This window comes from Pseudarthrobacter sp. SSS035, assembly GCF_023273875.1.
Taxonomy (GTDB): Bacteria; Actinomycetota; Actinomycetes; order Actinomycetales; family Micrococcaceae; genus Arthrobacter.
On the sequence record NZ_CP096882.1, the window covers coordinates 2,510,614 to 2,523,969 of the forward strand.

11 protein-coding genes are annotated in these 13,356 nt (G+C 64.7%); 6 read left to right on the plus strand and 5 right to left on the minus strand.

Features of this window, described 5'->3' with window-relative positions:
* Positions 1 to 75: 75 nt before the first annotated feature.
* Genes MUN23_RS11565 through MUN23_RS11575 form a run of 3 tightly spaced genes read right to left on the minus strand, consistent with a single transcriptional unit; the run spans position 76 to position 3,424 of the window.
* Entirely contained in the window at positions 76 to 1,068 is a 993-nt protein-coding gene (locus MUN23_RS11565) for a PDR/VanB family oxidoreductase (RefSeq protein WP_248763939.1), read from the minus strand.
* Positions 1,069 to 1,122: 54 nt separating this feature from the next.
* Positions 1,123 to 2,097, minus strand: coding sequence for a hypothetical protein (locus MUN23_RS11570; RefSeq protein WP_248763940.1), 975 nt, complete (start codon positions 2,095 to 2,097; stop codon positions 1,123 to 1,125).
* Positions 2,090 to 3,424, minus strand: a complete 1,335-nt coding sequence (locus MUN23_RS11575) for a cytochrome P450 (protein WP_248763941.1) — start codon at positions 3,422 to 3,424, stop codon at positions 2,090 to 2,092. Before MUN23_RS11575 ends, MUN23_RS11570 begins: the two co-directional genes overlap by 8 nt.
* 175 nt (positions 3,425 to 3,599) lie before the next feature.
* Between MUN23_RS11575 and MUN23_RS11580 the strand changes: the two genes are divergently transcribed.
* From MUN23_RS11580 to MUN23_RS11600, 5 genes are all read left to right on the plus strand, one after another.
* Entirely contained in the window at positions 3,600 to 4,622 is a 1,023-nt protein-coding gene (locus MUN23_RS11580; protein ID WP_248763942.1) for a LacI family DNA-binding transcriptional regulator, read from the plus strand.
* A gap of 246 nt (positions 4,623 to 4,868) precedes the next feature.
* Positions 4,869 to 5,891, plus strand: a complete 1,023-nt coding sequence (locus MUN23_RS11585) for a substrate-binding domain-containing protein (RefSeq protein WP_248763943.1) — start codon at positions 4,869 to 4,871, stop codon at positions 5,889 to 5,891.
* A 118-nt stretch (positions 5,892 to 6,009) separates the two neighbouring features.
* Positions 6,010 to 7,098, plus strand: a complete 1,089-nt coding sequence (locus tag MUN23_RS11590; RefSeq protein ID WP_248763944.1) for an ABC transporter permease — start codon at positions 6,010 to 6,012, stop codon at positions 7,096 to 7,098.
* Positions 7,095 to 7,880: an ATP-binding cassette domain-containing protein gene (locus MUN23_RS11595; protein ID WP_104061666.1), complete on the plus strand. Its 786-nt coding sequence runs from the start codon at positions 7,095 to 7,097 to the stop codon at positions 7,878 to 7,880. Before MUN23_RS11590 ends, MUN23_RS11595 begins: the two co-directional genes overlap by 4 nt.
* Positions 7,881 to 7,988: 108 nt before the next feature.
* Complete coding sequence (locus tag MUN23_RS11600; RefSeq protein ID WP_248758315.1) at positions 7,989 to 8,750, plus strand: GntR family transcriptional regulator; 762 nt, start codon at positions 7,989 to 7,991, stop codon at positions 8,748 to 8,750.
* Positions 8,751 to 8,786: 36 nt separating this feature from the next.
* Here the strand turns inward: MUN23_RS11600 and MUN23_RS11605 are convergent, their stop codons facing one another.
* Together MUN23_RS11605 and MUN23_RS11610 are read right to left on the minus strand one after the other, a co-directional pair.
* Complete coding sequence (locus MUN23_RS11605) at positions 8,787 to 10,013, minus strand: amidohydrolase family protein (RefSeq protein WP_248758316.1); 1,227 nt, start codon at positions 10,011 to 10,013, stop codon at positions 8,787 to 8,789.
* 86 nt (positions 10,014 to 10,099) lie between these two features.
* A complete protein-coding gene (locus tag MUN23_RS11610; RefSeq protein ID WP_248758317.1) occupies positions 10,100 to 11,557 on the minus strand; it encodes a DUF3100 domain-containing protein in 1,458 nt (485 codons plus the stop codon).
* A 145-nt stretch (positions 11,558 to 11,702) separates the two neighbouring features.
* Here MUN23_RS11610 and MUN23_RS11615 point away from each other — a divergent pair, with 145 nt between their 5' ends.
* Positions 11,703 to 13,190 carry an amidohydrolase family protein gene (locus MUN23_RS11615; protein WP_248758319.1) on the plus strand — a complete coding sequence of 496 codons (1,488 nt, stop codon included), beginning with the start codon at positions 11,703 to 11,705 and terminating at the stop codon, positions 13,188 to 13,190.
* Positions 13,191 to 13,356: the final 166 nt, after the last annotated feature.

Below are 13,356 nucleotides of genomic sequence, written 5' to 3' on the forward strand. Positions count from 1 at the left end.
CCTGGTGGGCACCAAACGGAAGGGGACGACGGCGGTAGGTCCCGCCGTCGTCCGCTTAACTGGGCGGCAGGAAGGTTAGAGGTCCAGCACCAGAACGGGGCACGTGGCGCGGGAGACGCAGACCATCATGCAGCTGTTCTCGGTTTTTTCTTCGTGGGTGAGGACGGAGTCGCGGTGGTCGATAGTTCCCTCGATGACCGTGGTTTCGCAGGTACCGCAGGTCCCTTCGCCGCAGGAGGAAAGGATGCGTGTGCCGGCTTCTTCGAGGACTCGCAGGACCGATTTATCCGCCGGGACGGTCAGCCGTACGCCGCTCGTTGCCAGTTCGATTTCGAACGCCACATCGTGCGCGGTGTCCACCTTCTTTGCCGTGAACCGTTCCAGGTGCAGGGACCCGGAAGGCCATTTCTCGGCACAGATTGCCTCGACGGCGGCCAGGAGCGGTTCCGGACCGCAGGTGTAGACGGCTGTGTGGCTGTCCGGGGAGCCCAGGGCCGTGGGCAGATCGATGATCCCCTTCTGGTCCTGGGGCCACAGCGTGGTTCGGGTGCCGTGGGCTGTCAGCTCATCCCTGAAGGCCATGGAGGAAAGTGTCCGGCCGCCGTAGACGAGGGTCCAGGGCTTTCCCCGCTCCTGTACTTCACGGATCATCGCGGCAATGGGGGTGATTCCGATGCCACCGGCGACGAACAGGTAGTTGGGGGCATCGACCAGCCGGAAGTGGTTCCGCGGACCGCGGACAGTCACCGAATCGCCGGCAGCCAGCGACTCGTGAACGAACTGTGAGCCGCCGCGGCTGTTGGGCGCGTTGAGGACACCCACAACGTAGCTGCTCCGATCTGCCGGATCGCCGCAGAGGGAGTACTGCCGCGTCAGGCCGTTGGAAAGAACCAGGTCGATGTGGGCGCCAGGACGCCACGGCGGAAGGTCTTCGCCCTCCTGGTGCTGGAGGGTGAGGAGTACGACGTCGTCGGCTGCGTTTGTCTTCGCCGCGACGCGGGCAACGAAATGGGCCTCTTCGAGGGTGAGGTCCGAAATCGGCCCGGAGATGGTCTCTGTTGTGCTCATGGTCCTGCTCTCAATCTGAAAGTCGTCGCGTGGGTGCGGTGGGGGAAGTGTGTTTTAGTACTGCGTGAGTGCCAGTCGGCTGAGCCGCCCGCCGATGAACCACTCGGTGACGTAGAGCCAGTGGCCGTCAGCAGCGATTCCGTGGGGGCTGTTGAAGAACCCCGGGTCCACAACCGGTCCGTCCAGGCCCCCGGGAGTGCGGCGGTTGGGCCAGGCATCGTCCTCGTTCGACCGGCGCCGCGTCTGTTCCAGGACGCGGGTGAACGCATCGCCATCGAACCTCGCGACTCCGCCGAAGAGTTCGGTGACGTAGATCCGGTCTCCGACGAGAACGAGCGAGGACGGGCTGTCCAGGACTCCTTCGCCCAGGATCCGCGACTGAACTCCGTTCGGGTCCATGACCACGATTCTGCGGTTGGTGCGGTCCGCCACGTAGATTTCGAGGCGCCCGTGGTCGGTCCGCAGCACTAACCCGTGGGGGCAGGCGAAGGCGGTGCCCGTTTCTGCCCCGTCCCGCGTTCCGAGGTAGTGGCCCGAGGCGTCAAACCGGTGCACCAGGCTGGCGCCGTACCCGTCGGCTACCCAGATGTCACCGCTACCGGTGTACCGGGAGTCGTCGACGGCGATCGACGTCGGGCGCCACGACTCGGCTGCATAGTCCAGCAGTGGCGGGCATTCCAGTTCGAGGAGGACGCTTCCGTCCCTGTTCAGGATCACTGCGCGTCCGGGCGAGAAATGATCGCCGTAGGCCGACGGGTCGGCGGGATCCTCGACGAAGCGGTGCCCGGGGTCGGCCACGGCGATGACTTCCTCGCCGTCGCGCTCGCAGGTGAAAATGCTGTGCATTTCGGTTAGGGACGTTGGTATGGTTTCGGCGCGACCTGAAGGGTCGATAACCAACAGGTCGCGGCCTTCCGGGTGGGCGCAGAGGACTCTGCCGTCGCTGAGCACGGCGACGCCGGAGTGCATCCAGCCGCGTGACTCCGGCAGGAGGCCGGAGAGGTCCTCCCAGCCGCTGACCTCAGTCAACGAACTTCACCGGAAGCTTGGCGAAGCCGCGGACCATTTGCTTGGCCCAGCGCTCGGGCAGCCCGACGACGCGGATCTCAGGGCCTTCGAGGAGAGTCTCCACGAGGACGCGCCCGGCAAGCCGGGCCAGGGGTGCGCCCAGGCAGGCGTGGATACCGTCGCCGAAGGTCATGATGCGGTTCTCCGGCGTCAACTCGCGGCTGATATCAAAGAAGTCCGGGTTATGGAAGACCCTTTCGTCCCTGTTGGCGGAGCCCAGCAGGAACATCACCCGGGAGTCCGCCGGTATGGTCACGCCGGCGATGGTGATCTCGGCGGTGGTCTGCCGGCAGAGGTTCTGGCCGGGAGTGTCGAAGCGGAGTGTCTCCTCCACAAAGGCCGGGATGGCGGCCGGGTCCTCCGCAAGGCAGCGCTGGAACGCCGGGAACTTGTCGAGGGTTGCCACGAGGTTGGTGAGGAGGGCGGCGGGGGCATCGATGGCTGCCGACAGAATCAGATGGGCGAGGCCCACCTGTTCATCCGGCTCCACCTTCCCGGCGTGCATGCCGAGGATGATCTGGGTGATGGCATCCGACCCTGTGGCGGCACCGCCGGCTTCGACCTCTTCGCTCCGCTTCCCAAACACGTCCGCGAGGTGCCCTTCGGCTTCCTGGTTGGAGACGGCGGCATCGTCCGGCACGCCGAACTCGCCCACTGTCCGCACCATGGAGCGCAGGAGATGTTCCTGCAGCATTCCGCTGTCCTCGACGGCCATGCCGATCATTTTCGTCGCCGCACCGATGGCCAGCGGAAGCGCCACCTCGGTGGCAAAATCTCCGCCGCCGCTCTCGCGGAGTTCCGTGATCAGGTGGCGGGCCAGTTCCCTGATGCCGTCTTCCTTGGACAGTATTTCGCGTCCGATAAAGACGCGGCGGACGGCCGATCGCAGCGACGTGTGCCGGGGAGCGTCGACCATGATCAGGTTGCCCGCCCCGTAGGACGCATGCGTGCCGTCCATGTCGTTGCCCAGTGCGCTGGAAAGCTGCCCGTGGTTTCGCAGGCCTGCCTGGACATCGGTGTAACGCGAGACGACGTAGAGGTCGCGGCGCTCGTTGTAGTAGACCGGCGCCTTGTCCCGCAGGATTTTGTACAGCTCGTAGGGATGGTCATATGCGGCGTAGGAGAGCGGGTCGTAGAAGACGCCGGGATCTGTCTCCAGAGCGGGCTTCGGGCCCATCCCGGGCGCCGCGAAAGGGTCCGGCGTAGGTTCTTCTTCGCCGGCGAGGGAGGCGCCGCTGAACGGGCATTGCTGGATGTCGGTGGTGTTCGGATCAGTGGCTAGCGACATTGGTAGGCCCTGCTTTCGGGGGTTTGCGTGGATGAGGGAACGAGACCTCAGCCCGTGTGAGGAAGGGGGATCTGAGCGGAATTTCCTAAAGACTAGCACGTGCCAGTTTTTCGTCAAGGGATGTCCTGACAAACCCGTCGGAGGGCCATCAACCCTCCGCGTATAGGATGTCCAAGTGATCTCTAAACGGCCGACCATGATGGACGTCGCCACTCGCGTCGGCGTTTCACGGCAGCTTGTGGGGCTCGCCTTCCGCAATGAAGCGGGCGTCAGTTCCTCCACACGGGAACGCATCTTTGAGGCGGCGTCCGAGCTCGGATACAGCCCTGACATCGCAGCGCGGTCACTTCGCCGGCGGAGCAGCAACTACATCGGCGTGCTCTTCAACCCCGCCCACTCATCCGCGGACGACATTGTGGAAGCCCTCTATGCGGCAGCCCACGAGCGTGGCTACAACCTGATTCTCGGTGCTTTGACGGCAACGCGGGACGAGCGGGATGCCATCACGGAACTGCTCGGGTTCCGCACTGAGTCCGTCATCCTGATTTCGCCGGAAACGCCTGTAAACGAGCTGCGGAAACTGGCAAAGAGGCTGCCCGTGATCAGCATCGGCAGACCTCTGCCGCAGGGTGTCTGCAGTGCTGTCCGGTCAGACGGGCAACGGGGGATCGCGGCGGCCGTGGACCATTTGGTGGAACTCGGGCACCGGGATATTGCCTACGTCCTGACGCGGTCACTTCCTGAATTCGCTGCCCGACACCAGGGATACGTGACAGCCATGGATAGGCACGGGCTGCCCCTGCGAGTCCGGGAGATTGGCGGGGACTTCACCGAGGAATCCGGTGCCAGTGCCGCCGAGTCGCTTCTCGCGGAGCCGGTCATGCCCACCGCGGTGGTCTGCTCGAATGACCATGCTGCCATGGGCCTCATCAATAGGCTCCTGCGTGCCGGCTTGCGGGTGCCCGAGGATGTTTCGGTCACGGGCTACGACGACAGCCGCATCGCCAGGTTGTCGTTTGTTGACCTGACGAGCGTCCGCCAGGATCCCGAGGAAATGAGCACGGCCGCCGTCGAGGCCGCAGTTCAGATGATGTCAGACCAGGAGTCGGCGCCCCAGGAACGCATGATCGTTCCCACGCTGGTCATCCGGGGAAGCACGGGACAGCCCCGGTCAGAGGCGCAGCTCCACCCCAGGTGAGCCGGCGCTGACGCCGACGTCCAGGCGCAGCGTCTTTCGCGGGAGGTGTATGCCCGCAGCCCCAATTCCCGACATGTGCCCTGCGTCACAAAACTGGCACGAGACAGGTTTTTTCTCGAAAGGTCTTGCACGTGCCAGTTATTGCGCGTAAGAATGTCCTGACAATAAGTCGAAGATCGGCACTCCCCGGGAGCATCAGTTCTGGATGGAGGCAGGCTTCGGCACCTATGAGAGGGACACGACGAAGTGAAACCTATTTCTACGTTCAAGCGAGGACTCGGCGTAATTGCCATGGCGGGCGTGGCAACGCTGGCGCTGGCAGGCTGCACCGCAACGTCCAATGCATCATCAACCACCGGCCTGTCCGACAAGTTCGGCAGCCGCGCCGAAAACCGCAGTGTGTACTTCCTGACCTACTACAACCCTGCCGGCGACGCATTCTGGGCCCAGATCCTCGAGGGAGCGGAAGACGCCTCCACCCTCGGCGGCCTGCAGCTGACGCACCAGACTGCCGACGCCGATCCGGACAAGATGGTGGACCTCGTGGCAACAGCTACCGCGTCCAAACCCGCCGTCATCGTGATGCCTTTCAACGAAGGCGAGAAGTGGGTCAAGGTGGCGTGTGACGCCTCCAAGGCAGGCATCAAGGTGGTTGCCTACAACGTGCCGGCACCCGAGAGTGCCGCCGACTGCGTCAGCGGTTTCGTCGGCCAGGACTTCTTCGAGGTCGGCACGCTCGTTGGCGAGCGCCTCGCTGCGGAGGCCAAGCTGGGCGCCGGCGACAAGGTCCTCTTCCCGGCGGAAGAGCCCGAGCAGAACTACGCCATCCAGCGGGGCGGCGGCGTGCAGAAAGCGCTCGACAAGGTGGGTGCGAAGGGCGAGTACCTCCGGACCTCCGCTTCCGATGAGGAAGCTCTGAACTCCCTCACCTCATGGCTCATCGCCAACAAGGACGTCAAGGCAGTGGCGCCCCTGGGAGGCACCCCGCACCGCAACATCCTGGCTGCCATGGAGGCAGCCGGCGTGAAGGTTCCTATCGTCGGCTTTGACACCTCCCCGCAGGTTATCGACGGCATCAAGGCCGGGGACATCATCGCCACGGCTGACCAGCAGGGCTTCGTCCAGGGATTCCAGTCGCTGATGCAGAGCGCCCTTGCCATCGACTTCGGCCTGGCACCGGCAAACATCAACTCCGGCGGCGTCTCCCTCATCGACAAGACAAACGTGGAAAACCTCGAAGCGCCGGACCTCCAGGGCGTCCGCTGGTAACTGCGTCATAGGGGGACGGAGCGGCGGCCACGCCCCCGCTCCGTCTCCCTTCCTGGGCCTCAGCGCCCACCTCTTCCATTCCGCGGCACCGACGCCGCTGTCATCGAAAGATCAGGTCATGTCACCACACGACACAGGCACCGGCCAACACGTCCTCACGGCGCCGTTGGAAACAGGGGCCATCACCAAAGTCCGCCGTCTTGCCGACAACCAACCCGTCACAACGGCCGAGAAATTCAAGGACTACATCCGCTACACCCGTGGCCGCGGAGCCCTCGAAATCGGTGCGATCCTGGCGGTCGTCATCATCGGCTTCGTCATCGCCAGCATCGCTAGCCCCGCCTTCCCCTTCCTTTCGGCCAACAACCTCTCGGGCGTCATCTCCCAGAGCATCCCGGTGTTGGCCATCCTTGCCATCGGAGTCGGGATCCTGATGATCGCCGGCGAATTCGACCTCTCCCTGGGCGCGAGTATCGGGTTCTCTTCCATCACGTTCATTCACGTCTCCAACTCATTCGGCTGGGGCTGGGGGGTCCTGGCCGCAATCGCCGCGGCCACCGGTATTGCCCTGATCAACGGACTGATCGTGGTCGTCACCGGCATCCCGTCCTTCATCGCCACTCTGGGCATGGCGTTCTTCTGGACCGGCGCCAGCATCTTCATCAACGGCACCGCGCCGGCGCTGCTGCGCAAGGGCAAAGACGAAGCACTCGTCACCCTCTTCGCCGGCGATTTCGGCTTCTTCCGCTCGCAGCTGGTCTGGATGATCGTGGTGGGAGTCGTGGCGTGGTTCTTCCTGCACCGCCACAAGCTCGGCAACCACATCTTCGCCGTCGGCGGCAACGCGTCTGCCGCCAGGGCGATCTCCATCAACCCGCTCAAGGTCAAGCTCCTCTCCTACGCCCTGTTCGGGGCGATGGTGGGCCTGGCCAGCATCCTGATCTCGGTCCGGACCTCCTCCATGCAGCCCGGCTCCACGGAGGACTACACCCTGATGGCGATAGCCGCTGCCGTGGTGGGCGGAACCTCTCTCCTCGGAGGACGGGGGACCATCATCGGCATGATCGTCGGCGCAGCCCTGATCCGCATCATCGAAAACGGCCTGATCCTGGGCAAGGCGCCCGGCTTCTACATCCAGCTCTTCGTCGGCCTGATCATCGTGGTCGCGGCTATCTTCAACAAGCTCATGGAAGGCAAAGCATCATGACCATCAACGAGGACTACCTGCTCCGGATTGAGGGCATCACCAAGAAGTACGGCGTCAACACCGTCCTGGACGACGTGTCCTTCGACATCGGAAAAGGCGAGGTTGTGGGCCTGCTTGGCGACAACGGTGCCGGCAAGTCGACCCTGGTCAAGATCATGTCAGGCGTGGTCGCGGCCACCGCAGGCGACTTCTCCTGGGACGGCACCAAGCACCCGCACGTGAACAGGGCCCTGACCGAGAGCCTGGGGATCGAAACGATCTTCCAGGACTCGGCACTGGTCCCGCAGATGTCCATTAGCCGCAACATCTTTATGGGCCGTGAGATCACGAACCGCCTTGGTCTGATGAAGATCAAGGAGATGGATGCCATCACCTCCGAAATCCTGGACTCGGTGGTGACCATTGAAGGCATCAAGAGCTCCAAGCAGCTTGTCTCGTCGCTGTCCGGAGGTCAGGCGCAAGCGGTGGCCATTGCCCGGGCCGTCCACTTCAAGCGCAGCCTGCTGATCCTCGACGAGCCTACGTCCGCGCTCGCGGTGCGCGCCACGGAAGCATTGCTGGACTATCTGCGGGCACTGAAAGCCGACGGAATCAGCTCGGTGCTGGTCACGCACAACCTCCACCACGCCTTCGAAGTCTGCGATCGACACATCGTTATGAACCACGGGCGCAAGATCCTCGACGTTCGCCGCGAGGACACGAGCGTCGAGGAACTGACAGCCGCCGTCGTCGAAGGTGAACTCGGCATCCGCCGATACCGCGAGAACGCCACCGCGGCCTGACCCGACGAGCCGGCTCGGCGACGGCCCTGCCTACGGGGCGGCAGGGCCGTCGAGTCGAGCAGGACTCCGGCCCCTACCCGTTCGCAACGTCATTCCGGAGGGACCACAATGCTGCAGGATCACATCGTCTTGCCCGAGGACCTTTTCGTGGATGTTGACCGCGCAGGTCCCGTTCCCCTCTACTTCCAGGTCTCGTCCTGCATTGAGCAAGCAATTCTCACCGGCCACCTGCCCGCCGGTGCACGCCTGGAGAACGAGATGGTTCTGGGGCGACGGCTGGGCCTCTCACGGCCAACCATCCGCCACGCGATCCAGGAGCTCGTAGACAAGGGACTCCTGGTGAAAAGCCGGGGAATCGGCACCCAGGTTGTCCATGGCCAGCTCACCCGGGATGTGGCACTGTCGAGCCTCTTTGAAGACCTGTCCAGGCTTGGCAAGCGCCCGAGTTCCAGCGTCCTGACGCACGAGCTCGTAACAGCCCCTCGGCACGTTGCCGAAGCCCTCGGCACGGGACATGGCGCCAGGGTCCTGCACCTGCGCAGGATACGTCTCGCCGACGGCGTCCCGTTCGCCATACTCGAGAACTACCTGCCGGAACGGTTCGCCGCCTTGTCGCGCGGACAGTTGGAGCAAGGCAGCCTCTACCGGCTGATGCGAGCCCGCGGCGCAACCATGCGGGTGGCCAAGCAGAACATCGGCGCCCGTACAGCCGAGCCAGACGAGGAGCGGCTCCTCGAAATGCCTCCCGGAGCTCCCGTGCTTACCGTCAACCGCCGGGTCTATGACAGCCTCGGGAAGGCAGTCGAGATCGGCCGCCATTGTTACCGTCCGGACCTGTACTCGTTCGACATCACGCTGGTCGACAAGTAGGCGGCTGGTCGGCGCTGTGCGAAGGCGGCGCGCTGACTACGCGGCTGGGTTCGGCAGAACGACCAGGTTGTCGGCGACGAGCCTGCCCTCGTGGATGACGGTGCGGTCGGTGCCGCGGTCCATGACGGTGCTCGTGATGGTTTCGCCGTCAACCAGGACGATGTCGGCCCGATCTCCGGGAGCCAGCCCCGGCCGGTCGTCGGGACTCGTGAGGCGCTGGACGGTACGGTCCATGATGGACGCGCCTCCAATGGTGGCGATCGCCGCACAGTGCTCGATCAGCCGGTCCTTGCGCAGCCGGTGTGTGAACGCCAACTGCCACGTGCGGTCGAGCATGTCGCAATTGCCGTAGGGGCTCCAGTAGTCCCTCTGCCCGTCCTCGCCCAAACCGACACGGATCCCCGCCTCCGTCATCCGGGCGAGGTCGAACTGCGTGCCGCCGCTTGCCGGCGCGACCGTCGCCCAGGCAACATCGAGCTCGGCCATCTGCTCCACGAGCCGGGCGGTCACGTCAGGGTGGACATTGGCCAGATCGTACGCGTGGGACAGCGAGACGCGTCCCTCCATACCCAGCGCGCGCGTGCGTTCGAAGACAAGTTCCGCGCTGAAGACCCCCAGGTGGCCAGGCTCGTGCAGATGAATGTCGACGTCGACGCCGTACTTCTCCGCCAGACCGAAGACGATGTCGAGATGGCGAACCGGGTCCCGGTCCAGCTGGCAGGGATCAATGCCGCCGATGGTCGTCGCACCCGCGCGGAGGGCCGCCTCGAGGAGCGGGATTGTGCCGTCCTCGAGCAGGAGGCCTGCCTGGGGGAAAGCCATGACTTCTACGTCGGCGGCGTAGGCGAAGTGCTCCTTGGCGGCCATTACCGCCTCGAAGCGCTCAAGCTTGCAGTCCACGTCGATCTGGGCGTAGGAGCGAACGCGGGTGGTGCCCCGCGCAATCATTCGTTCCAGCGTTCCAACCACTACATCCCGGTAGGGGATGGGGGTGTCGCGCCAGTTTTCCCGGTCGTTGCACATCATGTTCCACACACCGGGCGAGGCTGTGTGCTCCCGGAACGGCAGCCCGATCCGGGTCGAGTCGAGATGGACATGCACATCGGTGAAAGCGGGCACGGCGATCCGGCCCCGTCCCTCGACTGCCCCGCCGGCGGCGTCTGCGACGGCGGTCCCCGCGGGGTGTACGGCCGCAATTCGCCCCTGCCGAACCTCGAGGTCTACCGCGTCCCCGCCCCAGGGGCGGACGTTGGTAATGAGCATTGTTCATTCCTTTCGGCTGGGCTAAGAATAACGGCAGGGGAGGCACCGATCCCTCGGGACCGGTGCCTCCGCTGCCGCAGCGTGTACTAGAAGTTCAAGGCAACCTGGGCGATGACTGCCGCGGCGATGAAGCTCGCCGTGAACGTCATCAGGGCGACAATGACAATCTTCCAGCTCAGTGAGCGCAGCGCTTTGACGTCGCGCCCGAGGGACATGCCAATCAGGGCGATCATGGGCAAGCCAGCAAAGAGGACGTTGATGTGCTGCGTGGTGGAGGCGATGAAGGGGCCGGTGGGCATGAAGGTCGCAGAGGCAATGGTGGCCAAGGCCAGGACCCAGATGCTGGACGGGACCGCCGGGACTAGCTTCGCAAGAACGAGCGCGACGGCGGTAAGCGTGAGGAGGATGAGCACGCCGAGGACATCCAATGGCCGCGTGGAACCGGTGCCGAGGGCGTTCAGCAGCACGCCGGCCACGCCGGTTGCGGCGAAGGCTATGAGCCATGTCCAGGGTGTCCGGACAACAGTGGGGTCCTCTTCGATGCTGTTGACGTCCACGGTGTCGATGCCCGGCGCCTCACCGGAGTCGATCACTGCGCCGCCCGGGCGTGCCGAGCCTGAGCTGCCCGCTTGGGTTCCAGCCGCAGCGCCAAGGAGGGCGCCGCGGCGGACACGGCGGCCAAGGTCGTCCCGCCCGAAAATGCGGGACCACATCTTGTAAAGCTTCTGGCACATCGGCAGCGCGATAAAGACACCTGCGTAGAACCCGACGATGTTGGTGACGAGGTTGGACAGTGCGGCGAGGGCCATGATCTCCCCTGCCATCTCCGGATACAGGATGGACAGGGCGCCCACGCCCCCGAGCATCATCGAGGCGGACCCCAGTCCAAGGCCCAACGCGAGGGCCCGGGGATCAAAGAAGTCCATTCCGCCGAGCAGACCGGCCAGGAGGGAGATGAACACGGCGCCAAAGACGCTGCCCAGCACCCACACGGCGAACACGCCGCGGTACTCGGGGGAGCGGACGCCGAAGCGCTGGATGGCGAAGGCAAGGTAGGACTCACGGTCGATCGACCACGTGGCGCCGATCGCAGTGCGGCCCAAGCCCAGCGCAACTGCGACCGGCAGTGCCAGGATCACCGTGCCCACCACGTGGCCGACCTCCTGCAGGAGGATCGCAGGGCCAATGTTTGTGAACTTCGTCAGCGATGGTCCGATTTGAGTGCCGAGGCCTGCCAGGAAGAAAACAATGGATACGTCCATCAGGTGCGTTGACACGGCACGGGCACGCCCTTCAATCGGTTTCCATCTCTGGACACCAAGGAATCCGCCAATGAGCACGGTCCACAGGATGGGCATCAGGACGATGGCGGCCGGGCCGAGGTGGAACTTATGCGTTCCAATCGTGATGGCCACGGCACAGATGGCGGTGGAGAGTGCGATCATCGCGAGCCACATGGCGGGGCGGGCACGGAAGGAACGGGACGGCGGCGCATCCAGTAGGGCGGACACGGAGCCGCCTGTGGTCTTCGCTTCATTGCGCATGACGCAGGCCTTTCGAGGGGGGATCGGGGATCAGAACAAAAACATCCTGCATCGCGGAATCCGACGCTTGGTATACCAAGTGACTGTATACTCGTACCCATTGAGAGGCAAGTCACATTTATCGGCAGTTCGCCAAGGAGGCACGGTGTACAAGAAAATCTCGGCCCGGTACGTTCTGGGGTTCGACGGAACACGGCACACGCTTATCGAGGACGGCGAAGTCGTCTTCGAGGGGGATTCCATCGTCTTTGTGGGGCGCAACTACGGGGGCCCGGTGGATGAGGAGCGCCACTATGGCCAGAGTTTGGTCATGCCTGGCCTGATAGACCTGGACGCCCTCGCCGACATCGATCACCTCATCCTGGACTCGTGGCCCTCGCCCGACGTCGCCGCCGGCCACCTGTGGTCGGAGGACTACTTCACCAACCGTCGCCGGGACGTGTTCACGCCATCGGAGCGCGCCACGGTCCGCGAGTTCGCCCTGGCGCAGCTCGCCCTGCACGGCATCACGACCTATATGCCGATCGCCTCGGAAATCCACAGTTCCTGGGCTGAGGGCCTCGATGAACTCGTGGACATGGCAGAGACAAGCCGGCGGATCGGACTGCGCGGCTACCTTGGGCCGGCCTACCGTTCCGGGGTCCATGTCATCACCGCCGCAGGCGACCGCCAGGTCCACTTCGACGAAGCCCGCGGGCTTGCAGGCCTGCGCGACGCAGAGCGCTTTATGGACTACGCCGCGGGTCTCGCAGACCCGCTCGTCACCGGGGCCTTGCTGCCGTGCCGCATTGAGACGCTGTCCGAAGACCTCATGCGGGAGACGGCGCGGATCGCCAGGGAGCGGGACGCGCTCGTCCGCCTCCACTGCCTCCAGTCCCCGCTGGAGGACGAGCTCCTGCAGCATTCAACTGGACGCGGCGTCCTGGAATTGCTCGAATCCACCGGCCTGTTCGGCACACGGCTGCTCATTCCGCATGGTGTGGTGATCAACGGCAAGGACCCGGCCGCGTCAGCGCCGGGCGGCCCGCTTGACACACTGGCCCGCCACGGCGTCAGCATTGTCCACTGCCCGCTGACATCGTTCCGCTACCAGAAACAGCTTGTTTCGTTTGACCGTTTCCGCCAGGCGGGCATCAACATTTGCCTGGGTACTGACTCCTTCCCGCCGGATCTTGTGCGCGGCATGGACGCCGGCATGCACCTGACCCGGCTGGTCGAGGGGAGGCCCGACGTCGGGGCCCTCGCCGACTACTTCGACGCCGCGACCCTTGGCGGCGCGCGCGCCCTCGGACGGGCTGACCTGGGGAGGCTTGCCCCCGGCATGCAGGCCGACATCACGGTGGTCTCCCTGGCCAATTTCGGCGACGGTGTGGTCGAGGACCCGCTGCGCACGCTCGTGCTCAACGGGACGGCTCGCCAGGTGACCGACACGTTCGTGGCAGGGCGCGCCGTCGTAGTCGGCGGCGCCCTGCCCGGCATCGACCTCGACGCGCTGCGGGTTGAGGGGCAGCGGCTTTTCGACGGGATGCGGGCGGCCTACTCCGTACGGGACGTCCAGCTCCGGGAGCCTGACGAGCTGTTTCCGCCCACCTATCCACGCGCGGAAATCTCTCAGTCGGTCGCTGCCCGGTGACGGCCGGGATTCTCGACTTATCATTTGATCAAATCTTGGCTTGGTATACCAAAAGCGATATGATGAGGGCACGCGAGAGGCCAGCACATTTGTCGGGAAGCTCAGCCGCCCTCGTTGGAACCACGACTTTGACCTATTGACACCGGACCCGCGCTACTCCGGCAGC